Genomic DNA, 22,715 nt, shown 5'->3' on the forward strand with positions numbered 1-22,715 from the left:
GCGGGGCGGGGGTTGTGGGCTCGGAGTGAGAGGGGCCGTGCGCTCAGTGCGGCGGGGCCGGGCGGAGCAGCATGCGCAGCGCGACGACCGTGCCGTCGGTGCCGAGGACGGGCTCGCCCGCGCACTCGACGCCGTCGTACCGCCCGTCGGGCCGGCGGACCCGCAGGGTGCCGGCGGCGCAGCGGCCGTGCACCAGGGCGTCGGTCATCATCCGCCGCAGCAGCGGCCGGTCCGCCTCGGGGAGGCGGTCGGGCAGCCGGTCGAGGCTGAGCGGGCCGTGGCCCGGCTCGCAGCCGAGGAGGAGGTAGGCCTCCGGGCTCCACTGGATCCCGTCGGTCAGCAGATCCCATTCCGCGGAGCCGATCGGGCCGTCGTCGGTGATCGCGTCGTGGTCGCCGCCGGCGCCGAGGTACGGGCCGGTCGGCTCCTGGGCCGTGCCGTCCACTCTGCCGTCCGTTCCGCTGTCGGCGTCGCCCGTACCGTCGCCCGTGCCGGGTCCGCCCGGGCCGCCGGCGCCGACCGTGACGCCGCTCGCCGCGCCGCTCCCGGCGCTCGCCGTGCCGCCCCCGCCCGCCGGGGCGCCGTCCACGTGGGCGGCTCCCGGCGGGCGGGTGGCGCCTAATGGCATGTTCATGGCGGACCTATCGCTCGGTACACGGCCCGCGGTGTGCGGGCCGTTCGGACAGTGAGAAGACTGTCGCACAGCGTTGTCACCCCTGTGGGTGATTTCGACAGAACGCGGGCAAAATTTCCGCTGGCATATGCCACTGTGGCCGGAGCCGTCGTCGCCCTGTGTGCGGACGGGGGCCCGAGGCGGTAACCTTCGGTGATTCCGGCGCCCGGGCGCCCACCGCAGTACCGACCAGAGACCCCGGCGACGGAAATCCCGTTGCCACTCCGACCGCCGCAACGGATGCTGACCTCATGTTCGAGCCAGTGATAGCACCCAGTGCCAGCCTCCTAGGCCTCCTTCAGCGAGGCCGTGGTGACGGGCAGCTCCACGCGCTGGCCGCCGACCGTGCCGAGGCCATCGCCGCGCTGGAGGAGTGCGTCACCAGGGACCCGCGAGCCGACTGGCAGGTCGAGAGCCGCTCCCTCTACTACGCGCGCATCTACATGGACCTGGAAGCCCCCCTCGAGGGCATCGAGGACCACCTCCACTCCGCCGAGGACCTGGTCACCGACGACGAGAGCCGCACCGGCCTCGCCCTTTCCGTCCTGGGCCACCTCGCCGCGTACGGCCGGCGCGACGCGCTGCTGATGCTGCGCGAGTACGCCGCCACCGGCGCCAACTGGGCGTGGGCCCTCGACGAGCTGGCCCTGCGCGACGACGACCGCGGCCTGCTGCTGCTCGGCACCGCCGTACTGGACCACTTCGAGCCGGGCCCCGAGGGCGACGCCGAGCTGCGCGAGTTCATCCGCAACGCGTACGAGCCCCGGCCCTGGCGGCTCTGGGCGGCCTACCACCCCAGAGTGGCGGCGGCCAGCGAGCAGTCACCCTTCGACCTGTGGCAGCGCCAGATCAACCGCAGCGGGGTCACCCCCGGCTGGTCCACCGCCGACGTGCTGGCCTGGGCCGACCAGGGCGAGCTCGGCGGCCTCGGCGCCGGCGCCTTCCTCGGCCGGCCCGACGCCCGCCCGGAGCCCGCGCGCGGCCCCGACTCGCCGTCCGGCCCCGACGCGGTGGACCGCCGCGCCGCCGCGGCCGCCCGCTGCCTGACCGCCGTGGTCCGGCCGGAGGACCGTCCGCTGCTGCTGGAAGCGGCCCGCGACGGCCTGCCCGGCGCCCGCCGGGCCGCCCTGCGCCACCTGGTGGAACAGCGCGACCCGGCCGCCGTCGAACTGATCGAGGCCGCCGCCGCGGACGTGGACGACCGGATCGTCCGGGCCGCCCTGGAGCTGCTCGGCCGGATGCGCGGCCCCGAGGTGCTGACGCAGGCGCGCCGCTGGGCCGACCCGGCCAGCGGCGGCGCCGACAGCGCGCTCGGCGAGGCCGCCGTCCAGCTGCTCGCCGACGCCGGGGAGCCGGCCGACGCGCCGCTGGTGGTGGCCGGGCTGCGCCGCTGGATCTCCGTGCGCGGGGTCAGCGGTACCGGGCTCGGGTCGCTGGTCGACGGTGCGGGGCGGCTGGCCGCCGCCGACGCCGTCCCGGTCCTGCGCCACGTCTACGGGGAGGCCGCCTCCTCCGAGCTGCGCGGACGCGCCGCCCAGGCGCTGGCCGCGACCGACGTGCACTTTCCCGAGGGGCCCGCCGTCGAGTGCCTCTGGGACTGCGAGGAGTCCACGCGTGAGCTCGCCGCGCGCCATGTCGCCACCACGGGCGACGCGCGTGTGCTGGAGCGGTTGCGCAGGCTCGCCGCCGACCCGGCCGAGGAGGCCGAGGTCCACGCCGCCGTACGCGGCCGGCTGACCGCCGCCCGGGAGTTCGGGCGTTAGGGTCCACAACGTTCGGTGGGCCGGGACACCGTGTCGGTGTCCCGGCCCACTCGTTTCCGCGGGTCCTGGTTTTGTGGAACCCGGTTCTACTTCACCGCGCCCGCGTCCGGAGTCAGGACGCCGCCAACGACCAGTCCGATGATCAGAACGCCGAGCAGCACCCGGTAGACGACGAACGGCAGGAAGCTGTGCGTCGAGATGTACTTCAGGAACCAGGCGATCGCCGCGTAGCCGACCAGGAAGGCGATCACGGTGGCCAGGATGGTCGGCCCCCAGGCCGGGGCCGGTCCCTCGCCGATCTTGAACAGCTCCAGCGCCCCGGAGGCGAGCACCGCCGGGATGGCGAGCAGGAACGAGTAGCGGGCCGCCGCCTCCCGGCTGTAGCCGAGCAGCAGACCCGCGCTGATCGTGCCGCCGGAACGGGAGACGCCCGGGATCAGCGCCAGTGCCTGGGCGAAGCCGTAGACACCCGCGTGCGGCAGCGTGAGGTCGGTGATCGGACGGGCGTGGCGGACGGCCCGGGTGCGGTCGGCGAAGGCCAGGATCAGGCCGAAGACGATCAGCGTGGTGCCGATGATCCGCAGGTCGCGCAGGTGGGTCTCGATGGTGTCCTGGAACAGCTTGCCCAGGATGCCGATCGGCAGGGTGCCGATGATCACGAACCAGCCCATCCGCGCGTCCGGGTCCGAGCGCAGCGCCGGCCGGAACAGGGACAGTGCCCAGGTCTTGATGATCGAGGCGATGTCCCGGCGGAAGTAGATCAGCACCGCCGTCTCGGTGCCGAGCTGGGTGACGGCCGTGAAGGCCGCACCCGGGTCGTCCCAGCCGAGCAGGGCCGAGAAGACCCGCAGGTGGGCGCTGGAGGAGACCGGCAGGAACTCGGTGAGCCCCTGGATCAGGCCGAGGACGGCCCCGTGGAACCAATCGATCACCGGGCACCCGCCGGGGGTATCCGTCGGGCGAGGGGCAGGGGCGGCATGGGCGGGTCCTTGCGGGTCGGATGGGCGTGCGGGACCACCGTGACCCGCCCGGCCCGCGGGCCGCGCGCGAGCCCGGCGCGCGGCTGATGGTACGGGGTGAAAGTGACAGTTCTTTGTTCACCCTTTGTTCCGGCTTTGCGCACAGGGCCCCCGCCGCTCCGGCGGCGGCCGGGAGCTACAGCACCGGCCGCGCCCGGACCCAGGTGCGGTCCGCCGTCAGGTAGCGCTCGACCACCAGACCGGCCTCCACGAGCGCGTGCTCGAACGCCTCGGTGCTGAGCGGTCGGGACAGGAAGGTCTGGGTCCAGGTGCCGTCCGGGAAGACGTACTCGAACCGCACGGAGTTGACGCCGTCGCCGACCGGCGTGGCCGAGACCAGCCGGGCCCGCCCGTCCGGGCCGATCGAGCTCTCCCTCGGCACGTTCCGGTGCCAGTCCTCGCCCTCGCGCTGCACCAGCACGCAGCCGTCCTCGGCGACGTGCCGGCGGCAGGTCTCCAGCAGGCCCCGGCGGACCGTCACGTCACCGGCGTGCACCAGGAAGGAGGCGAGCATGACGACGTCGAAGCGCTCGCCGAGGTCCAGCCCTTCGATCGGGCTGCGCACCGTGCGGACGTCCGAGCGGACCCGGGCCAGCATGTCGGCGGACTCGTCCACGGCCGTCACGGTGAAGCCGCGGTCGGTCAGCGGGTGCGTCATCCGGCCCACGCCGCAGCCGAGTTCGAGGATGTGCGCGCCGGGCGGCACCGCCGCCTCGATCACGTCCGGGGCGTCGCCCGCGGGGAGGCGGGTCCACACCTCGACGGCGCAGCCGTCCGGGGTGATCGCGCCCTCGCCCGTCCCGTCGTAGCCATCGCGTCGTTCGTCTGCCATGCCGTTCATCGGAACACGGACGGGTGGGTGGGGGAAGAGGGCGTCGGCAGGTCCGCGCGGGCCGCGGCGCGTTCGGGGTCGGTCTACCGGGGGCCGTCCTCCAGGTCGGCCAGGGTCGCGTGCAGCCAGGCGAGTTCGGCCTCGGTGGTGGCGCGGGCGACGAGCAGCAGGCCGCGCCGGAAGGGGTCGTCGAACTCCTCGGCGCCGATCGGGCGGTCGCCCTCGTAGAAGAAGCTGGCCGGCTCGGCGAGGAAGGCCAGTCGGCGGCGGATCACGGCGGCCTGGGCGGCGGGGTCGGCGAGGTGCCGCAGGAAGGCGAGCAGGGTGAACCAGCGGTTCTCGTCGCTGACGTCGAGCGGTTCGGGCTCGCGCAGCCGGTCGAGCAGCGCGGCGCGGCCGGCCCCGGTGAGGTGCAGGGTGTGCCGGGGCGCGGCGGCGCTGCCCGGCTCGGTCTCGCGGACCAGCAGGCCGTCGGCCTCCAGACGCTTGATCGCGGGGTAGAGCGTGCCGTCGCTGATCGGTCGGACGTGCCCGGTGAGCGCGGCGAGGTGGCGGCGCAGCTCGTAGCCGTGCAGGGGGCGGTCGTACAGGAATCCGAGGATGGCGAGCTTCAGCATGGGGCCACTCTCTCAGATCCGTCCCTCGGGGCATGGGTATCTCGCTATCGTGATACCTCGTGTTCGATGTATGGTCCTGCTCGTCCGCCGGAAACCCCCGGGCCGGTACCCCGAGCCGGCCCCCAGGAATGAGGAGCGAGTGAGCATGCGCGAGGCCCCCGTCACCCCGAACGGCGACCGGATCCGCTGGGTCGAGCTGCCCGGCGCCGAGCCGGTCCGGCTCTACCTGCACGGGCTCGGCTCCAGCTCGCCGGCCTACTTCGCGGCCGCCGCCGCCCACCCGCTGCTGGCCGGGCGGCGCTCGCTGCTGCTGGACCTGCTCGGCTTCGGCCTCAGCGACCGGCCGACGGACTTCGGCTACACGCTGGAGGAGCACGCGGACGCGGTCGCGGCGGCGGTCGCGGCCGCCGGGCCGGACCGGGTCGAGGTGGTCGGCCACAGCATGGGCGGGGCGGTCGCGATCGTCCTCGCCCGGCGGCACCCGCACCTGGTCGAGCGGCTGCTCCTGGTGGACGCCAACCTGGACCGGATCGACCCCGACCGGCGCCGCCCCGGCAGCAGCGGCATCGCGGCCTACGACGAGGAGGAGTTCCTGGCCGGCGGCCTGGGCGAAGTCGCCGAGCGGGTCGGCCCGTTCTGGTGGTCCACCATGCGGCTGGCCGGGCCGGAGGCGCTCCACCGCAGCGCCCGCCACCTCGCCCGGGCGACCGAACCGACCATGCGCGAGCTGCTGCTCGGCCTCGACCTCCCGCGCACCTTCCTCCACCCGGCGGCGGACGGCGAGCCCACCGGCGCCGACGCCCTCCGCGCGGCCGGAGTCCGGGTGGTCGCGGTGCCGGACTGCGGGCACAACATCATGATCGACAACCCGGACGGCTTCGCGGCCGCCGCGGCGGAGGCGCTCGAACAGGGGTGAGCGGGTTCGTGGGTCGCCCGGTGCTCCCGCTCAGCGCCCCCGCAGGGGCACGAAGCGCACCGGCGTCCCCGGCCGGGCCTGGGCGGCGGCCGCGAGGTCGGCGGCCGGCACGACGCCGATCACCGGATAGCCGCCGGTGGTCGGGTGGTCGGCCAGGAACACCACCGGCCGGCCGTCCGGCGGAATCTGCACCGCGCCCAACACCATGCCCTCGCTGGGCAGTTCGCCGTCCCGGGCGCGCGCGACCGGCGGGCCCTCGGTGCGCAGCCCGACCCGGTTGCCGGTCGGGGAGACCAGGTACCGGTCGAGGCCGAGGCGGGCCACCGCCTCCGGGGTGAACCAGTCCGCGCGCGGTCCGAGCCGCAGCCGCAGCACCAGTTCGGCCGGGGGAGCGGGCAGCGGCACCAGCTCGGGCCGGGCCCGGTACGGCGGCGGGGTGCCGACCGGCAGGCGGTCCCCGGCGGCCAACGGGGCCGGCCCGAGCCCGGCGAGCAGGTCCGTCGAGCGGCTGCCGAGCACCGGCGGGACGTCGATCCCGCCCGCCACCGCCAGGTAGCCGCGCACCCCGGCCGTCGCCGCCCCCACCTCCAGCAGCGCTCCGGCCGGCACCAGGACCGGTGCGCCCCAGGCGGCCGGCCGGCCGTCCACCCGGACGGGCGAGGGCGCACCGGTGACGGCGACCAGGACCGCCGCGACGGCCCGCAGCGCGACCCCGCCGATCGTGGTCTCCAGCCCGGCGGCCCCGGGTTCGTTGCCCACCAGCCGGTTGGCCGCCCGCAGGGCCGGCTCGTCCAGTGCCCCGGCCCTCGGCACCCCGAGGTGGGCGACCCCGCGCCGCCCGAGGTCCTGGACCGTGGTCAGCGGCCCCGGCCGCTCCACCACCAGCTCGTTCAACTCGTCTCCCCCTCAGGCCCGTTCCGCGGTGAAGCGGACCCGGGTGCCCGGGGCCAGCAGGGCCGGGGGCTCGCGGTCGGCGTCCCAGAGGGCGAGCGCCGTCCGGCCGATCAGCTGCCAGCCGCCGGGGGAGGGGTGCGGGTAGACGCCGGTGTACGGGCCGGCCAGGGCGACCGAGCCGGCCGGGACGGAACTGCGCGGGGTGGCCCGGCGCGGCACCTCGTACGGCGCCGGGAGGCCGGTGAGGTAGCCGAAGCCGGGGGCGAAGCCGCAGAACGCGACGACGTACTCGGGCCCGGTGTGGATCCGGACGGCGGCCTCCACGGAGACCCCCCACAGCGCGGCGACCTCGGCCAGGTCGGCGCCGTCGTACACGGTCGGGACCTCCAGCAGCGGTCCGTGCGCCACCCCGGCCGCCGCCGCCGTCGGACGGGCGGTGCGCAGCAGGGCCGCGACCGCGTCGACGTCCGCGACGCCGTCCAGCAGCAGGGTGCGCGCGGCCGGGACCAGTTCCTCCACCGCACCGAGCGCCCCCGACTCCCGGCGCTCGCTCAGCCAGCCGTACAGCGCGGCCACCTCGGCCGTCCCGGGCAGCTCGACCAGCAGCGCCCGCTCGCCGACCCGGCGCACCGTCCCCGGTGTCACGTGAAGGCCTCCACCCGGACCCCGGCGGAGGCCAGGGCGCCGCGGATCCGCCAGGCGAGCTGGGCGGCGCCGGGGGTGTCGCCGTGGACGCAGAGCGAGCGGGCCTCGACGGCGATCCGCTCGCCGCCGGCGGCCTCCACCGTGCCGTCCCGGGCGATGGCGACGGCGCGGGTGATCACCGACTCGGGGTCGTGCACCACGGCGTCCGGCTCGCGGCGCGGCACGAGGGTGCCGGTACGGGTGTACGCGCGGTCGGCGAAGGCCTCGGCGACCACCGGGAGCCCGACGCCCTCGGCCACCTCCAGCAGCAGCGAGCCCGGCAGGCCGAGCACGGGCAGCGGCCCGTCGCAGACCGCGCCCGCCCGCAGCACGCCGGCCACCACGGCCTCGGCCTGCTCGGAGTCGCCGACCACCCGGTTGTAGAGGGCGCCGTGCGGCTTGACGTAGGAGACCTTGGACCCGGCCGCGCGGGCGAACACCTGGAGGGCGCCGATCTGGTACGCGATCTCGTCGGCGAGCTCCTCCGGGGGCACGTCCATCGCGCGGCGGCCGAAGCCGGCCAGGTCGCGGTAGGAGACCTGGGCGCCGATCCGGACGCCGCGCTCGGCCGCCAGCGCGCAGACCCGGCGCATCGTCGACGGATCCCCGGCGTGGAACCCGCAGGCGACGTTGGCGCTGGTCACCACCGACAGCAGGGCCTCGTCGTCGGTCAGGGTCCAGCGTCCGAACCCCTCTCCGAGGTCCGCATTGAGATCGATCACCGCATCGGCCACGCCCGTCCGCCTCCCAGCAGCTGTTGAGCCAGATGGTAGGGCCTGCGGATGAAGGCCGTTGCCCGTGACCCGGAGCCCCGCGGGCGCCGCGGCGTGTGCCCGGGGCCGCACGCCCCGGGGCGGCGCCGCGCGGGGTCGCGCCGGGGTGCGAGCCGGGCGCGCGGGCCGCCCGGGCTCAACCGGCGGTCGCCGGCCCCCGGAACGCGCGCTCCAGCGGGCGCAGCGCCCGCAGCACGACCAGGAGCGGGATGACGCCGAAGACGCCGAACGACATGTCGATGAATCGCCATGTCAGCGGGATCCCGCGCAGCGGCCCGCAGATCAGCGCCAGCGGGATGACGGCCCCGCAGGCCAGCACGGCCCAGCGGATCACCCAGATGTTGCGGACCGGGTCCTTGAGCGGCCCCCAGAAGGCGGCGGCGATCACCAGGTGGGCGAAGGCCAGCCAGTCGGTGCCGTAGGCCAGGAAGGGGTACCGCGCGTTGGTCTCGGCGACGCCCGTGTGGACCCGGTCGATCCAGGCCGTCGCGCCGGGGAGGTGATCGCTCAGCGGCGCGGCCGGGCCGGCGGCGAAGTCGGCCAGCCAGCGGGTCTCGGTCTCCAGCGGGAACGCGGTGAGACCGCTGAGCACCAGGCAGACCAGGAAGAACCAGAGCCACCGTCGGACCTTGCGAAGGATGACCGCCGAGTCGCCGTCCATCTCGCACACCTCCATGCCGAGCATGCCGAAGTGCAGGCGGAGCCTTGTCCCGCCTGCGCGGAACCGACTCTAGACCTATCTTTTGAACGTGTTCAACTAGCCTTCGGGGTGGGTGGGGCGAGGAGGGGAACGGGCGGGGTGGTCGGGGGCACGCAGGGGTGGGCCGGGGCCGGATCGGGGGCTGGAGGGGGACCGGCCGCGTCGGCGGGAAGGGTGGCCGGGGCCGGCCCCGGCCGGAGTCGTGCAGGGGACGCGGCGGCACTGCCCCGCCCCGAACGCAGCGGTGCCCGGGCTCCGCGGAACCCGGGCACCGACGGCGGCCAGCGCGCCGCGTACGGCCGCTACGCCGTGTAGGTGTACGTCACCGGCGCGCTGGTCCCGCCCGCCGTGGTGACCGTGACGTCCACCGGCCCGGGCTGGGCGCCCGCCGGGGCCGTGGCGGTGCAGGCGGCCGGGCCGCAGGAGACGTGGGTGGCCGGCACCCCGCCGAAGGCCACCGACCCGTACGTCAGGTTGCTGCCGAACAGGTACACCCGGGTACCGCCGGCGGCCGGGCCGGAGGTGGGAGAGACGCTGCTGAGCACCGGCGCGGCCGGGGCCGGCGGCGGGGCGCCGGTGTAGTCGAAGGTGACCGGAGCCGCGGTCGTGCCGCCGGGCGTCACCACGCTGACCGGGGCGCTGCCCGTGCCGCCCGGGGTGGTCACCGCGCAGGCGGTGTCGGTGCAGCGGCCGGGGGCCGGGACGCCGCCGACCAGCACCATGCCGTTGGCCAGGTTGCTGCCGCTGACGGTCACCGCGGTGCCGCCGGTGCCCGGGCCGGTGGCCGTGTCGAGGCCGGTGACGGCGGGGGCGGCCTGGACGGTCGCCGGCAGGTAGCTCTTGCTGCCGAGGTCGTAGCCGGAGACGTGCCCGGTCGGGTCGGTGTCGTTCGGGTTGGCGACCGTCGCGGTGATCGCGCCGACGATCGGCACGCCGGGCGTGGTGGCCAGGTTGAGCTTCATGAAGTTGTAGCTCCCGACCGGCCGGGTGCCGGTGAACACGGCCTCCAGGTGGCGGTGGTCGGGGGAGAGGGCGGTGGTGAAGGTGTAGTCCGCCGGTGCGGGGAAGAACATCGCACCGTCGGTGGTGACGCCGGGCGGCAGGTCGAGGGTGATGTGGGTCGGCCCGGTCAGTTCCGTGGTGCCGGCGACGGTCCAGGACACCGACATGTTTCCGGTGGTGAAGAACCCGCCGGGGTAGTTCCCGCTCTGCGAGACGGTCACGTGCTGGGCGGAGGTCGGGACCGCCGGGGTCGCGGCCTCGGCGGTGGCACCGGTGGCGAGGACGGCGCCGGTGGTGAGGGTGGTCACGGACAGCGCGGCGGCGAGGCCCGCTTTGGCCAGTCGGGTGATCATGGGTCGATCATCACCGAACCGGTGCGCGACCCTCACGGTTTTCTCGAATACCGGTTCGGGAATGGCGGAATCCCGTCGAAACCACGTTCCGAATCCGTCACCCGAACCGCCGCCCACCTGCCGCTCCGCCCGCCCGCAAGGTCCGTTTCGGTCGAACTCGGTGCGAACCTCTAATCTTGTCCACCGTGACCGCCATCGCAGACCCGCCCATCGAGCCCGGCCTCCGACCCCCGGCCGGCCCGGCCGCCGCGCGCCCCGCGCCCGGCCCCGCCGCCGACGAGGGCCTGGCCCGCCGGCTCAAGGCGCTGGCCTGCACCGCCCCGCTGCACGACCTGGACAACCGCAAGGTCAACCTGGCCGGCGAGTACGGCGGCTACGCGATGGCCGAGGTCGGCCTCGCCGCGATCGACCTGGTCACCCTGCACATGGACTTCGACACCGGGGCCGACCGCGAGATAGTGCTCGCCCGGCTGCTGCCCCGGGTCGCCGCCCAGGCCGTCGGCCGTCCCGCCGTCGAGCACGAGCGGGTCGCCCGCTGGGTGCTGGAGTCGCTGATCAACGTCGGCAGCGTGGACCGCGGCTTCCGCGCCGTCTACGGCACCTTCGGCGCGGACGGCGAGTACGTCCGCCGCGACTACGACTTCAAGCTGATCGAGGAGGTCCCCGGCCCCGACGGCGGCGTCTACCTGCGCACCACCGACGAGGCGGTCAACGTCCTGGTCGGCGCGCTCGACACCGACGTCACCTCGGCCCAGATCGCCGCCGAGGTCAAGCTGGAGGTGCTGATCCGCCGCGGCCGCCTGGCCGACGCCCAGCTCGCCGCCGAGCAGGCCCGCTACCGCACCGTCCAGTACGCCGAGACGCTGCGCCGCGCCCTGGACGCCACCCGCCGCAACGTCCGGGCGGTGGACTGGATGCGCGCCATCCCCGATCTCATCGAGGAGGCGCTGGACCACATCGCGGACCGCTACCGGCACGAGAACGCGATTCTCACCAACATCCGCAAGGCCCGCGACGAGGCCGAGGACCCCGAGCACAAGCGCCGCGCCGCCGAGCTGGTCGACATCGTCAAGGACTGCATCCGCCGCCACACCCAGCTCCAGACCCGCCTGCTGGAGGCCGGCCCGCTGTTCCGCGCCGAGCAGGACCGCCAGGCCTTCGCCGCCCCCGGCGCCCGCAGCGGCATCGACCTCTACGGGCAGCTGCTCGCCCCCGTGCTGCGGCTGCCGATAGAGCAGGCCGTCCGCCCCACCGGCGCGTTCTTCGCCCGCGGCGCCGGTCTGCGCACCCCGGTCTCGGTGCGGGTCGCCGACCTGGTCGACCTGCTGCTCACCCCGCCGGTCGAGCGCGAGCACCTCGGCGCCGAGCTGCCCGACCCGGACCTCGTCGCCACCCCGGACGACAGCCGGTTCTCCGAGGCCCAGCTGGAGTCCGCGATGCTCCTGCTCGACCTGCCCCCGGACGCCCCCCGCCGGCTCTCCGGCCTGCTCGCCGACGCCCGCAAGCAGGACCCGGACCTGCCGTACCTGGTCGCCCTGCTCGCCGTGCACGCGGCCAGCCCGCCGGTCGGCACCGCCTACCGCCAGGGCGAGGAGCGGCTGCTGTTCGCCGTGGACGACGGCACCCCGCTGCGCGACCGGGAGTTCGGCGGCGCCGACCTGATCGTCGGCAGCGCCCTTCTCGACGCGGTCGGCATGGCCGCCGACCGCAAGGACGCCGGCTGACCGGCCGGGAGCACACGTTGCCGGGACCAACCCCGCCGGGACCAACCATGACGAACCGTAACCACCGCGCCACCCCCGAGGAGCACCGCCCGTGACGACCCACCACGACACGTCCTGGGCGGCCGAGACCGAACCCGCGGCCCCCGCGCCGATCACCCCGGCCGACGTCGCGGACGCCGCCCGACTGGTCTCCTTCGGCCTCCAGGCCAAGCTGCTGCCCGCCCGCGACGCCGAGTACGCCGACCTGGTGCGCCGCCACCGCGAGGACCCGCCGTTCGCCCGGCTCGCCGACGCCATCGCGACCGGCATGGGCCTGGTCGTCCTGGAGGTCTCCCCGCGGGCCGGCATGGCCGTGGCCGCCGCCGAGGACTCGCTGTTCGCCGTCCGGATGGGCGACTACTCGCGCCGCGCCGCCTCCGAGTCCACCGACCGCTTCCTGCACGGCCTCGCCCACCTGGCCGTCGCCGCGATGGCCTTCCCGCGCCCCGAGGACCTCGCCGACGACGGCTACCTCGGCCGGATCACCGTCAACGGCGTCGACTCCTTCGTCCGCCAGGCCTGCCGCCGCCTGGAGGAGCAGGCCGACGCGGACGGCGCCAACACCGACCCGGCCTCCGACGCCCCCGGTCTGGAGGCCGCCTGGCGGGTCTGGGCCCGGCGCACCGCCACCGGCGCCACCAAGGACGCCCGCCGGCTCTCCGGCTCCACCATCGGCATCGTCGCCAAGGCCGTGCTGTTCCTGGTCGACTCCGGCTTCCTCCAGAAGGTCTCGGACGACTCCGGCGGCACCTACCGCACCACCGCCCGCTACCAGCTCCAGGTGCGCGACCTGGCGGGCAGCGCGGCCATGGCCGAACTGCTCGACCTCGGCATCGTCCCGGTCTCCGACGGCACCGCCAGCCTGCTGCCGCCGGACACCGGCGACGAACTGGTCGCCGACGCGGGGCTGCCGTTCCACTCCCTCTGAGCCCCGGCGCCCGGAGCCCACCCGCTCCGGGCCCACCGCGCCGGCCCCGGCCCACCCGCCCCGATCCGGCCCGCCGCCCATCCCTCACGCCACGCAAGCCACGGAGAACAGCCGCACATGTACGAGCTCAACCGGGTCCGCCTCTACTCGATCGGACCGGCCGGCGCCCGCTACGCCGACACGGTGCTCGACCTGCGCGGCGTCGGCGAGCCGGTCGCCGACCCGGCCCCGCAGCAGATCGGCCTGTTCGGCGAGGAACCCGACGGCCCGGTCCGCCGCCCCGCCCCGGCCGGCGTGCTCTTCCTGGAGAACGGCGGCGGCAAGTCCGTCCTGCTCAAGCTGATCTTCTCGGTCATGCTCCCCGGCCACCGCAACACCCTCGGCGGCGCCAGCTCCGGCGTGCTGCGCAAGTTCCTGCTCGCCGACGACTGCGGCCACGTCGCCCTGGAGTGGCAGCACACCGTCACCGGCGAGCCGATCGTGGTCGGCAAGGTCAGCGAGTGGCGCGGCCGCCAGGTCTCCTCCGACCCGCGCAAGTTCGCCGAGACCTGGTACTCCTTCCGCCCCGGCCCCGGCCTGACCCTCGACTCGCTGCCGGTCGCCGAACGGGTCAGCCTGGCCGGCGACCAGAAGGCCCGCGGCCGCCGCCGCACCATGAAGGGCTTCCGCGACGCCCTCACCGAGGCCGGCAAGGCCCACCCCCACCTCGACCTGGTCTTCGAGGACGGCCACGACCGCTGGACCGAGCACCTCGGCGAACTCGGCCTCGACCCCGAACTCTTCCGCTACCAGCGCGAGATGAACGCCGACGAGGGCGAGGCGGCCGGCCTCTTCGCGGTCAAGCACGACAGCGACTTCACCGACCTCCTGCTGCGCGCCGTCACCGACACCCGGGACACCGACGGCCTCGCCGACCTCGTGCACGGCTTCGCCGCCAAGCTCGGCCGCCGCGCCGAACTCACCGCCGAACGCGACTTCACCGCCGGCTCACTGGACCTCCTGGAGCGCATCGCCGAGGCCACCACCGCCCGCGAGACCGTCCGCGAGGCCCACCGCACCGCCGAGCGCCGCACCCGCCGCCTCGCCCACGCCCTCGCCTCCCGCGCCACCGCCGAACGCGACCGCGCCCAGGACCTCGCCATCGAGGTCGCCGCCGCCGCGAGCGCCGTCACCGCCGCCGAGGCCGACCGCACCCGGCACAGCCTGATCACCGACGAACTCACCCACCGGCACGCCACCCTGAGCCTCACCGCGGCCACCGCCGAGGCCGCCGCGCTGCGCCGCGAACTCATCGACGCCCGCACCCTGCACTCCGCCTGGCAGGCCGCCGAGGCGGTGCTGCGCCAGCGCGCCGCCGCCGACCGGGTCGCCCGGGTCGCCGCCGCCATCCGCGAGGCCGAGCTGGACGCCGCCCCCGCGCTCGCCGCCCGCGCCCGCGCCGCGACCGCCCTGGCCCGTGCCCTGGAGGCCGCCGCCGCGGCCGCCGAGTCCCGCGCCGACACCGAGGAGGAGCGCGCGGGCGAACTCCAGCAGGACGGCGGCAAGGCCCAGACCGACGCCACCGAGGCCGCCACCGCCGCCCAGAAGGCCCGCAGCGAGGCCGACCACCTGCGCCAGCGCCTCGCCGAGGTCGAGCAGGAGACCGAGGCCGCCGTCGCGGCCGGCTTCATCGACGCCGACGGCGACGTGGACCCGGCCCGCGCCGCCCTGTACGCCGCCGACGTCGAGAAGGCCGCCTCCGCCGCGCTCGCCCAGGCCCGTACCGCCGCCGAGTCCGCCGCCGCCCGGCTGCGCGAGGCCGCCGCCGCCACCTCGCGCGCCGAACTCGCCGCCGAGCGGGCCGGCGACGCGCGCAAGGACGCCGCCCGGTCCCTCGCCGCCGAGCAGCGCACCGCCGCCCTGCTCGCCACCGAACAGCGCCTCGCCGACCTGCTCTCCCTGACCCCGTACCAGGAGGGCGCCGAGGAGGACGCAGGCTTCCTCACCCCCGCCCTGCTCGACCGCAACGCCGAGTACCTGCGCGAACTCCTCGACGAGTCCATCGCCACCGCCGAACGCACCCTGTTCGACCTCCGCACGGCCGCCGCCGACGACTCCCGCATCCTCGCCGCCCTCGGCGACGGCGGCCTGCTGCCGCCCGGCCCGGACGTGCTCGCCACCGTCGAGTACCTCGCCGAGCACGGCATCCCGGCCCTGCCCGGCTGGCGCTACCTCGCCCAGTCCGTCGACCCGGCCGACCACGAGGCGATCCTCGCCGCCCGCCCCGAACTGGTCGACGGCGTCGTCGTCACCGACCCCTCCTCGCTGGAGCGCGCCCGCGAGGCCCTGCAGGCCGCCGCCCTGCTGCCGCGCTCCACCGTCGCCGTCGGCGCCGCCGCCTCGCTGATCGCCCCGATCACCGACGAGCCCGCCTTCTTCCTCGTGCCGCCGAACCCGGCCATGCACGACGAGTCCGCCGCCGACGGCGAGCGCCGCGAACTGCGCGCCCGGGCGAGCGCCCGCGAGGAGCACATCCGCGAACTGGCCGGCCGCCTCGGCGCCGACCGCGCCCTCGCCGCCCGCCTCGCCTCCTGGCACGCCAGCTGCCCGCCCGGCACCCTCGCCGAACTCGCCGCCGCCGCCGAGGCCGCCCGCGAGCACGCCGAGCAGGCCGCCGCCGCCCTGGCCACCCTGCGCGCCGACCACGACGAGGCCGAGACCGACCACACCGCGGCCGCCTCCGCCCACGAGGAGCACCGCGAGGCCGCCCAGCGCGCCCGCCGCCGCGCCGACGCCCTCTCCGGCCTCGCCTTCCGGCTGCGCGAGCGCGCCAACTGGGCCCGCCGCCAGCGCGAACTCGCCGAGGACGCCGCCGAGTGCGACCGCCGCCAGGCGCTCTGCGCCGAACGCGCCCGCACCTGCGACGAGGACCGCCGCGCCGCCCAGCGCGCCGCCGACGACGCCCGCCGGACGGCCCGCGCGCTGCGCGCCGAACGCGCCGAGATCCCCGCCGCCGAGCAGGCCGACGAGCCCGCCGAGACCGCCCCCGCCGCGCTGCCCGCCCTGCGCGAGGCCTACCGCGCCGCCTCCCAGCTGTACGAGAAGGTCGGCGTCGGCGCCGACCTGCGCGCCGAACAGGCCCGCGCCGAGGGCGACGAGGCCGCCGCCGCGACCGAACTCGACCGCCTCACCAACAAGGTGCGCATCCGCGCCGAGGAACTCCTCGGCAGCCCCGACGGCGCCGACGGCCCGGCCCGCCAGGCCGCCGCCGCCCGCGCCGAGGAACTGGTCGCCACCATCGAGGCCCGCTCCGCCACCGCCAGCGAGCAGCTCGGCCGGCTGCGCGGCGAGGCCGAGCGCTCCGCCCCCGCCGACGGCGAGGCGCACACCGAGCTGCCCGAGGACCTCGTCCCCACCGATCCGGAGCACGCCCAGGCCCTGCTGCGCACCGCCACCAGCCGCCTGGCCGAGCGCCGCGAGGCCCTGGACGCCGCCCGCACCGCCCACGCCGACCTCCAGCGGACCTTCGACACCGCCCAGGCCTCCGCCGCCGACTTCGACGAGCTGGCCGGCCAGCTCCGCGACGGCCTGCGCGACCACCAGGAGGACCTGGACGACCCGGTCGAGCCGTACCTGGGCTCGCTGACCGAGGCCCGCACCGGCGCCACCGAGGCCCGCCGCGCCCTGCGCACCGCCGCCGGCGAACTGTCCTCCTCCGAACTCGCCGTCCGCGACACCGCCGACGCCCTGGTCCGGCACGCCAACGCGGCCCGCTACGAGGCCGTCCGCACCCCCGCCCGCCAGCAGATCCGCGAACTGCCCGCCTCCGCGCTGCCCGAGCACGCCGCCGCCTGGGCCACCGCCTTCGCGCCCCGGCTGCGGGTGCTCACCGACGAGCTCGCCCAGCTGGAGAAGAACCGCGGCTCGATCGTGGACCGGCTGCGCGGCCTGGTCGAGTCCTCGCTCACCACCCTGCGCGCCGCCCAGCGGCTCTCCCGGCTGCCCGAGGGCCTGGGGGAGTGGTCCGGCCAGGAGTTCCTCCGGATCCGCTTCGAGGACCCGGACCACGCCACCCTGGTCGAGCGCCTGGGCGAGGTCATCGACGAGGCCACCCGCGCCGCCGTCAGGAAGAACAGCGACCTGCGCCGCGACGGCATGTCCCTGCTGCTGCGCGGGGTCGCCGCCGCGATCGGCCCCAAGGGCGTCAGCGTCGAGATCCTCAAGCCCGACGCGGTGCTGCGCGCCGAGCGGGTCAGCGTCGGCCAGATGTCCGACGTCTTCTCCGGCGGCCAGCTGCTCACCGCCGCCATCGCGCTGTACTGCACGATGGCCGCGTTGCGCGCCAACGACCGCGGCCAGTCCCAACTGCGGCACGCCGGCACGCTGTTCCTGGACAACCCGATCGGCCGCGCCAACGCCACCTACCTGCTGGAGCTCCAGCGGGCCGTGGCCGACGCGCTCGGCGTCCAGCTGATCTACACCACCGGCCTGTTCGACACCACCGCGCTCGCCGAGTTCCCGCTGGTGATCCGCCTGCGCAACGACGCCGACCTGCGGGCCGGCCTCAAGTACATCTCGGTCGAGGAGCACCTGCGCCCGGGCCTGCCCGCCGCGCCGGACCCGGACGGCCCGACCATCCACGGCGAGATCACCGCCACCCGGATGTTCAAGCGCCCCGCGGAGGTTCCCGCCCAGCCGTGAACTCACTAGCGTGATCGCCATGCTGACGATCGCGCACCTCAGTGACATCCACCTCGGCCAGGACCACGGCCGGGACGACGGCAAGCGTGCCCGCCGGCGGGCCGAGCAGGTGATGGCGTACCTCGACGCCCTGCCCGGCCCGCTGGACGCGGTGCTGGTCACCGGCGACCTCGCCGACCAGGGCCTGCCGGAGGAGTACCGGCAGGTCGCCGAGGTCCTGGTCTCCCGGCACCCGGTGTTCACCTGTCCGGGCAACCACGACTCCAGGTCGCCGTACCGGGAGGTGCTGCTCGGCGAGGCGCCGGGGGAGGGGCCGGTCAACCGGCTGCACCGACTGCCGGGCGCCGACGTGCTGATGCTCGACTCCTCGATACCCGGGCAGCACGACGGCCTGCTGGACGAGCCGACGCTGGACTGGCTGGACGCCGAACTCGCCTCCGGCCGCACCGAGTTGCCCGCCCTGGTGGCCTTCCACCACCCGCCCGTGGAACTGCACCTGCCGTACGTCGACCCGATCCGCCAGTTCGGCGAGGAGCGGCTGGAGCGGGTGCTGCGCCGCCACCCCCGGGTGGCCGCCCTGTTCTGCGGCCACGCGCACACCTCCGCGGCCACCGCCTTCGCCGGCCTGCCGCTGCTGATCGCGCCCGGCGTGGTCTCCACCGTCACGCTGCCCTTCGAGGGCGGGCCCGGCATCTCCTTCGACCACCCGCCGATGCTGGCCTTCCACGTCCTGGACGAGGACCGCCGGCTCACCACCCACTACCGGGCGCTGCCGCTCCGGGACTGACCGATCCGCCTGGTGCTACGGGTGGTTGGGCTGCACCCGGGCCTGGCGCGGCTGCTGCTGCGGTGGCTGCCGCGGCGGTTGGTAGGGCTGCTGGTACGGCGGTCGGGGCGGCTGCTGGTTCCCGTACGGCGGCTGCCCCGACCCGTACGGCTGGGGCTGCTGCCGCCCCGGCCCGTACGGCTGCGGTTGCGGTTGCGGCGACTCGTACGGCTGCCGGTACACCGAGGACGAGCCGGGCCGGGGGAACGGCCGCGCGGCCAGCGGTTCGGAGGGCGCCCGGCTGCCGGCCATCGGGTGCGCGGAGCCCGGCGACTGCATCCGCTGGGCCGCGACCTGGCGGGAGATCAGGATCTCCACCAGGCACCACATGGTGCCGAACACCCCCAGCCCCATCGCCAGCAGCGCGGGCGTCAGCAGCCAACTGTCCGCGTACGAGGCCAGCGTCGCCACCACGACGCCGACCAGGGTGAAGGACAGGCAGAGCACCGCCCGGACTGCGGCGGCGCGTACCTCGTCGGGTAGGCGGCGACGGCGGCGGCGTGGCACGGACATCGAGCGACCCCCAGGCGCGTGGCGCGTGTTCGGTGAAGCATACGGAACGGGCGCACACGAAACGCGCCCCCTCGGCTCACTCTGCCCCGCCGAACCAGGACTATGCCTCCATAACCGCCGAACTGCCGCCAAACCGTGCCATCCGGCCCGTCATTGCCGTCCCGGCAGGCCTGGCAGACACCCCCGGTGCCCCGGTTCAGTCCAGCTGGGCGTTGAGCTCCTCCAGCGCGCCGCTCACGATCGTCCGCATCGCCCGCTCGGCGTGGCCGGCGTCCTTGGCGCAGATCGCCTCCGCGACCTCGCGGTGCAGCCGGATCGCGTACGACTCCGGCTGATCGGGCATCAGATGGTACTCGGTCCGGCCGGTGAGCACCGCCGCGACGGTGTCCCCGAGGTGGGCGAACATCTCGTTGCCGGAGGCGCGCAGCACCAGGGAGTGGAAGGCGATGTCGTGTTCGAGGAAGGTGGCCAGGTCGGCGGCCCGCGCGGTGACCGTCAGATCCACGGCCAGTGAACTGAGTTCACGCCGGTCGTCGTCGCTCGCGTGGGTGGCGGCGAGCGCGGCCGCGGCCGGTTCGACGGCCACCCGCAGGGAGCCGAGCGAGCGCAGCTGGGCGGGCCGGTCCGAGCCGGCCAGGCGCCAGCGGATCACCATCGGGTCGAAGACGTCCCAGACCGACTTCGGCTGCACGGTGATCCCGACCCGTCGCCGGGACGCCACCATGCGCATCCCCTCCAGGATCCGCACCGCCTCCCGGACCACCGTCCGGGAGACCCCGAACCGGTGCTCCAGCTCCTCGCCGCGCAGCACGGCCCCCTCGGGGACCTCCCCCGACGCGATCGCCGGTCCGAGCTCGTCAAGCAGCCGCCCGGGCAGCCCCTGGATCTCCATCCGCCCAGGGTAGACGCCCGCCCCGCGCGCGTTCACGTCGCCCTGTGGCGGTGGTCGTGCCGCCCCGCGGTCCGGGGCGTGGCGTCCTGCGACCCAGACCACACCGCAAAAGTATGACGATTTGGTTTCCGCCACTTGAATACGTCATATCTTTGAGGCGATAGTGGCGGCCAGGCAACGAAGGAGCACCACCCCATGGCTCTCAGCGTCGAGAACCACGACTTCCCGCAGTCCCCCCTCACCATCGTGGTGATGGGCGTCTCGGGCGTCGGCAAGACCACCCTGGCCCGCCTGCTGGCAGACCGCCTCGCCCTCCCCTTCGCCGAGGCGGACGACTTCCACCCGGCGGCCAACATCGCCAAGATGTCGGCCGGCATCCCGCTGGACGACGAGGACCGCGCGCCCTGGCTGCGCGCCATCGGCGCCTGGCTCAAGGAGCGGGCCGAGGCCGGTACCGGCGGCGTGGTGACCTGCTCGGCGCTGAAGCACCGCTACCGCGACATCCTGCGCGCGGACGCCCCGGGAGCCTTCTTCCTGCACCTCAGCGGTGGTCACGAGCTGGTCGAGGACCGGCTCTCCCACCGCACCGGCCACTTCATGCCGACGTCGCTGCTCGACTCCCAGTACGCCACCTTGGAGCCCCTGGGTGCGGACGAGCGCGGCGCCGCCCTGGACGTGGGCCCGTCCCCCGAAGAACTCGTCGAGATGGCCGTGGCGCTGCTGCGGCCCGTCAATGGAGACCTCGCGTGAGCATTGCCCCCACTCTGCTGGCGGCCGCCCCACCGGCCCTGCCGCACACCAGCAGCGACTCCCAGCTGCTGATCGCGGTGCTGCTCAGCATCGGTGCGATCGTCGTACTGATCACCAAGCTGAAGCTGCACCCGTTCCTCGCCCTCACGCTCGGCTCCGGTCTGCTGGCCGCCGTCGCGGGCGCCCCCTTCGACAAGCTGCTCAGCAGCTTCTCGACGGGCTTCGGCTCCACCGTCGCCAGCGTCGGCCTGCTGATCGGCCTCGGCGCGATGCTCGGCAAGCTGCTCGCCGACTCCGGCGGCGCCAACATCATCGCCGACACCGTGCTCTCCCGCACCGGCAACAAGGCGCTGCCCTGGGCGATGGCGCTGATCGCGGCCGTGCTCGGCCTGCCGCTGTTCTTCGAGGTCGGCGTCGTCCTGCTGATCCCGATCGTGCTGCTGGTCGCCCGCCGCGGCAACGTGCCGCTGATGCGGGTCGGCATCCCGGCCCTGGCCGGCCTGTCGGTGCTGCACGGCCTGGTGCCCCCGCACCCGGGCCCGCTGGTCGCCGTCGACGCGCTGAAGGCCGACCTCGGCATCACCCTGGCGCTCGGCCTGCTGATCGCCGTCCCGACCCTGGTCATCGCCGGTCCGCTGTTCGCCCGGGTGGCCGAGCGCTGGGTCGGCCCGCTGGAGATCCCGGCGGCCACCGCCCCCGAGGAGACGGCCAAGCACGACCGCACCCCCTCCTTCGCCGCGGTGCTGGCCACCATCCTGCTGCCGGTCGTGCTGATGCTCGGCAAGGCGCTGGCCGACGTCGTGATCGACAACCCGAAGGCGCTGGGCCAGCGGGTGTTCGACTTCATCGGCTCCCCGCTGATCGCGCTGCTCGCCGCGACCCTGCTCGGCATGGTGACGCTCGGCAAGGCGGCCGGCTTCGACAAGGCCCGGGTCTCCGACACCGTCGGCAAGTCGCTCGGCCCGATCGCCGGCATCGTGTTCATCGTCGGCGCGGGCGGAGGCTTCAAGCAGACCCTGATCGACGTGGGCGTCGGCAACGCGGTCAGCGAGTGGTCCGGCAAGTGGCACATCTCCGCGCTGCTGCTCGGCTGGCTGATCGCCGTGCTGATCCGCCTGGCCACCGGCTCGGCGACGGTCGCCACGATCACCGCGGCCGGCATCGTCTCCCCGCTCGCCGCGAACATGTCCTCGACCCACGCGGCCCTGCTGGTGCTCGCGATCGGCGCCGGTTCGCTGTTCCTCTCGCACGTCAACGACGCCGGCTTCTGGCTGGTGAAGGAGTACTTCGGGATGAGCGTCGGGCAGACGCTGAAGTCCTGGTCGGTGATGGAGACGGTGATCTCGGTGGTCGCCATCGCCCTGATCATGCCGCTCAGCCTGATCATCTAGCGCGCGAAGCAGCACCGCCGAGGGGCGGCACCCGTGACCGTACGGGTGCCGCCCCTCGGCGTTTCCGGCCTCCCGGCCGTGCCAGGAGTCAGGTCAGCGCCGCGACAGCCCCGACAGCACCGCCGCCGTCGCCGCCAGCAGCTCCTCCGCGGCCGCGCCGCCCGCCGCCGTCCGGGCCAGCACCCCCTCGCGCGCCGCCAGGACCACCGCCGCGGCCTGCCCGGCGCTCGCGCCCGGGGGCACCAGCTCCGGCAGGTTCCGCTCCAGGACCCCGGCCAGCGCGGCCGCGACCGCCCGGTCGTGCGCGGCGACCTGCTCGGCCAGCGCCGGGCTCCGGGCCGCGACCAGCCGGAACTCCAGGAACAGCAGGATCCACCCGGTCTCCGCCGGCTCGACCCGCAGCAGCGCCTCGACCAGCCGCCGGGCCCGCTCCCGCGGCGCCAGCGACTCGCAGGCGGCGGCCAGCTCCGCGAGCTCGGCCAGCCGCTGCCCCGCCTGGTCGTCGAAGAGGGCCAGCAGCAGGTCCTCCTTGCTGCCGAAGTTCGAGTAGAAGGCGCCGCGGGTGTAGCCGGCGGCGGCGCAGACATCCTCGATGCTCGTCCGGGCGAAGCCGACGGAGAGGAACAGCTCGCTCGCCGCGGCCAGCAGCCGGGCCCGGGTGTGGACGCGGCGTCTGGGTGGTCGGGGGGTGGCTTCGGCGGGGGGCGGGTTCACGGGAGAACGATACATGGTGTATTCAGTACGAG

General features: G+C 75.2%; 20 protein-coding genes. 8 read left to right on the forward strand and 12 right to left on the reverse strand.

Annotated features, from left to right (window positions below; translation table 11 throughout):
• Positions 1-43: 43 nt before the first annotated feature.
• Positions 44-634 (reverse strand): PAS domain-containing protein, encoded by a 591-nt coding sequence (locus ACLWS4_RS32585; RefSeq protein ID WP_416876017.1) that lies wholly within the window; start codon positions 632-634, stop codon positions 44-46.
• A gap of 290 nt (positions 635-924) precedes the next feature.
• On the opposite strand from ACLWS4_RS32585, the gene ACLWS4_RS32590 reads away from it, so the two are divergent.
• On the forward strand, positions 925-2,436 hold the full coding sequence (locus ACLWS4_RS32590) for a HEAT repeat domain-containing protein (RefSeq protein WP_387830694.1): 1,512 nt from the start codon (positions 925-927) through the stop codon (positions 2,434-2,436).
• Between the two features lie 86 nt (positions 2,437-2,522).
• Here ACLWS4_RS32590 and ACLWS4_RS32595 read toward each other — a convergent pair whose 3' ends face one another.
• The 3 genes from ACLWS4_RS32595 to ACLWS4_RS32605 form a co-directional block, all read right to left on the reverse strand.
• Positions 2,523-3,365 (reverse strand): undecaprenyl-diphosphate phosphatase, encoded by an 843-nt coding sequence (locus ACLWS4_RS32595; RefSeq protein ID WP_049659308.1) that lies wholly within the window; start codon positions 3,363-3,365, stop codon positions 2,523-2,525.
• Positions 3,366-3,591: 226 nt separating this feature from the next.
• Complete coding sequence (locus tag ACLWS4_RS32600; protein ID WP_416876018.1) at positions 3,592-4,287, reverse strand: class I SAM-dependent methyltransferase; 696 nt, start codon at positions 4,285-4,287, stop codon at positions 3,592-3,594.
• Positions 4,288-4,370: 83 nt separating this feature from the next.
• Positions 4,371-4,904 (reverse strand): PadR family transcriptional regulator, encoded by a 534-nt coding sequence (locus tag ACLWS4_RS32605; RefSeq protein ID WP_416876019.1) that lies wholly within the window; start codon positions 4,902-4,904, stop codon positions 4,371-4,373.
• 145 nt (positions 4,905-5,049) lie between these two features.
• Between ACLWS4_RS32605 and ACLWS4_RS32610 the strand changes: the two genes are divergently transcribed.
• Positions 5,050-5,820: an alpha/beta fold hydrolase gene (locus ACLWS4_RS32610; protein ID WP_416876020.1), complete on the forward strand. Its 771-nt coding sequence runs from the start codon at positions 5,050-5,052 to the stop codon at positions 5,818-5,820.
• A gap of 30 nt (positions 5,821-5,850) precedes the next feature.
• On the opposite strand, the gene ACLWS4_RS32615 is transcribed toward ACLWS4_RS32610, so the two are convergent.
• The 5 genes from ACLWS4_RS32615 to ACLWS4_RS32635 all read right to left on the reverse strand — a co-directional run bounded on the left by ACLWS4_RS32615 (position 5,851) and on the right by ACLWS4_RS32635 (position 10,226).
• Positions 5,851-6,714: a biotin-dependent carboxyltransferase family protein gene (locus ACLWS4_RS32615; RefSeq protein ID WP_416876021.1), complete on the reverse strand. Its 864-nt coding sequence runs from the start codon at positions 6,712-6,714 to the stop codon at positions 5,851-5,853.
• Positions 6,715-6,726: 12 nt separating this feature from the next.
• Positions 6,727-7,359 carry a 5-oxoprolinase subunit PxpB gene (pxpB, locus tag ACLWS4_RS32620; RefSeq protein WP_416876022.1) on the reverse strand — a complete coding sequence of 211 codons (633 nt, stop codon included), beginning with the start codon at positions 7,357-7,359 and terminating at the stop codon, positions 6,727-6,729.
• The gene (locus ACLWS4_RS32625; RefSeq protein ID WP_234348727.1) at positions 7,356-8,132 is read right to left on the reverse strand and encodes a LamB/YcsF family protein; all 777 of its coding nucleotides are present in this window, start codon (positions 8,130-8,132) and stop codon (positions 7,356-7,358) included. The genes pxpB and ACLWS4_RS32625 overlap by 4 nt, the downstream gene beginning before the upstream one ends.
• Positions 8,133-8,307: 175 nt before the next feature.
• Positions 8,308-8,832 (reverse strand): hypothetical protein, encoded by a 525-nt coding sequence (locus ACLWS4_RS32630; RefSeq protein ID WP_416876023.1) that lies wholly within the window; start codon positions 8,830-8,832, stop codon positions 8,308-8,310.
• A gap of 341 nt (positions 8,833-9,173) precedes the next feature.
• Positions 9,174-10,226 carry an IPT/TIG domain-containing protein gene (locus tag ACLWS4_RS32635; protein ID WP_416876024.1) on the reverse strand — a complete coding sequence of 351 codons (1,053 nt, stop codon included), beginning with the start codon at positions 10,224-10,226 and terminating at the stop codon, positions 9,174-9,176.
• A 185-nt stretch (positions 10,227-10,411) separates the two neighbouring features.
• Between ACLWS4_RS32635 and ACLWS4_RS32640 the strand changes: the two genes are divergently transcribed.
• From ACLWS4_RS32640 to ACLWS4_RS32655, 4 genes are all read left to right on the forward strand, one after another.
• Complete coding sequence (locus tag ACLWS4_RS32640; RefSeq protein ID WP_369808353.1) at positions 10,412-11,950, forward strand: hypothetical protein; 1,539 nt, start codon at positions 10,412-10,414, stop codon at positions 11,948-11,950.
• Between the two features lie 91 nt (positions 11,951-12,041).
• Positions 12,042-12,917: a hypothetical protein gene (locus ACLWS4_RS32645; protein WP_049658421.1), complete on the forward strand. Its 876-nt coding sequence runs from the start codon at positions 12,042-12,044 to the stop codon at positions 12,915-12,917.
• Positions 12,918-13,034: 117 nt separating this feature from the next.
• Positions 13,035-17,597 carry a hypothetical protein gene (locus ACLWS4_RS32650; RefSeq protein WP_416876025.1) on the forward strand — a complete coding sequence of 1,521 codons (4,563 nt, stop codon included), beginning with the start codon at positions 13,035-13,037 and terminating at the stop codon, positions 17,595-17,597.
• A gap of 19 nt (positions 17,598-17,616) precedes the next feature.
• Complete coding sequence (locus tag ACLWS4_RS32655; protein WP_416876026.1) at positions 17,617-18,384, forward strand: metallophosphoesterase; 768 nt, start codon at positions 17,617-17,619, stop codon at positions 18,382-18,384.
• A 15-nt stretch (positions 18,385-18,399) separates the two neighbouring features.
• Here the strand turns inward: ACLWS4_RS32655 and ACLWS4_RS32660 are convergent, their stop codons facing one another.
• Both ACLWS4_RS32660 and ACLWS4_RS32665 read right to left on the reverse strand, forming a co-directional pair.
• On the reverse strand, positions 18,400-18,936 hold the full coding sequence (locus ACLWS4_RS32660; protein WP_416876027.1) for a hypothetical protein: 537 nt from the start codon (positions 18,934-18,936) through the stop codon (positions 18,400-18,402).
• A gap of 196 nt (positions 18,937-19,132) precedes the next feature.
• Positions 19,133-19,828 carry a FadR/GntR family transcriptional regulator gene (locus tag ACLWS4_RS32665; RefSeq protein ID WP_049658539.1) on the reverse strand — a complete coding sequence of 232 codons (696 nt, stop codon included), beginning with the start codon at positions 19,826-19,828 and terminating at the stop codon, positions 19,133-19,135.
• Between the two features lie 195 nt (positions 19,829-20,023).
• Here ACLWS4_RS32665 and ACLWS4_RS32670 point away from each other — a divergent pair, with 195 nt between their 5' ends.
• Together ACLWS4_RS32670 and ACLWS4_RS32675 are read left to right on the forward strand one after the other, a co-directional pair.
• Positions 20,024-20,578 carry a gluconokinase gene (locus ACLWS4_RS32670; protein WP_074006352.1) on the forward strand — a complete coding sequence of 185 codons (555 nt, stop codon included), beginning with the start codon at positions 20,024-20,026 and terminating at the stop codon, positions 20,576-20,578.
• A 2-nt stretch (positions 20,579-20,580) separates the two neighbouring features.
• A complete protein-coding gene (locus tag ACLWS4_RS32675) occupies positions 20,581-21,969 on the forward strand; it encodes a gluconate:H+ symporter (protein WP_416876032.1) in 1,389 nt (462 codons plus the stop codon).
• A gap of 93 nt (positions 21,970-22,062) precedes the next feature.
• Here ACLWS4_RS32675 and ACLWS4_RS32680 read toward each other — a convergent pair whose 3' ends face one another.
• A complete protein-coding gene (locus ACLWS4_RS32680; RefSeq protein WP_416876028.1) occupies positions 22,063-22,683 on the reverse strand; it encodes a TetR/AcrR family transcriptional regulator in 621 nt (206 codons plus the stop codon).
• Between the last annotated feature and the right edge of the window lie 32 nt (positions 22,684-22,715).

It is taken from the genome of Kitasatospora sp. SC0581, assembly GCF_048159585.1.
In the GTDB taxonomy this organism is placed as follows: domain Bacteria; phylum Actinomycetota; class Actinomycetes; order Streptomycetales; family Streptomycetaceae; genus Kitasatospora.

What these genes read in the sequence shown, in the direction of transcription:
- ACLWS4_RS32665 (WP_049658539.1), bottom strand. Translation starts at nt 19,828, where the DNA reads ATGGAGATCCAGGGGCTGCCCGGGCGGCTGCTTGACGAGCTCGGACCG.
- ACLWS4_RS32600 (WP_416876018.1), bottom strand. Translation starts at nt 4,287, where the DNA reads ATGGCAGACGAACGACGCGATGGCTACGACGGGACGGGCGAGGGCGCG.
- ACLWS4_RS32655 (WP_416876026.1), top strand. Translation starts at nt 17,617, where the DNA reads ATGCTGACGATCGCGCACCTCAGTGACATCCACCTCGGCCAGGACCAC.
- ACLWS4_RS32605 (WP_416876019.1), bottom strand. Translation starts at nt 4,904, where the DNA reads ATGCTGAAGCTCGCCATCCTCGGATTCCTGTACGACCGCCCCCTGCAC.
- ACLWS4_RS32650 (WP_416876025.1), top strand. Translation starts at nt 13,035, where the DNA reads ATGTACGAGCTCAACCGGGTCCGCCTCTACTCGATCGGACCGGCCGGC.
- ACLWS4_RS32660 (WP_416876027.1), bottom strand. Translation starts at nt 18,936, where the DNA reads ATGTCCGTGCCACGCCGCCGCCGTCGCCGCCTACCCGACGAGGTACGC.
- ACLWS4_RS32630 (WP_416876023.1), bottom strand. Translation starts at nt 8,832, where the DNA reads ATGGACGGCGACTCGGCGGTCATCCTTCGCAAGGTCCGACGGTGGCTC.
- ACLWS4_RS32635 (WP_416876024.1), bottom strand. Translation starts at nt 10,226, where the DNA reads ATGATCACCCGACTGGCCAAAGCGGGCCTCGCCGCCGCGCTGTCCGTG.
- ACLWS4_RS32610 (WP_416876020.1), top strand. Translation starts at nt 5,050, where the DNA reads ATGCGCGAGGCCCCCGTCACCCCGAACGGCGACCGGATCCGCTGGGTC.
- ACLWS4_RS32585 (WP_416876017.1), bottom strand. Translation starts at nt 634, where the DNA reads ATGAACATGCCATTAGGCGCCACCCGCCCGCCGGGAGCCGCCCACGTG.
- ACLWS4_RS32670 (WP_074006352.1), top strand. Translation starts at nt 20,024, where the DNA reads ATGGCTCTCAGCGTCGAGAACCACGACTTCCCGCAGTCCCCCCTCACC.
- ACLWS4_RS32590 (WP_387830694.1), top strand. Translation starts at nt 925, where the DNA reads ATGTTCGAGCCAGTGATAGCACCCAGTGCCAGCCTCCTAGGCCTCCTT.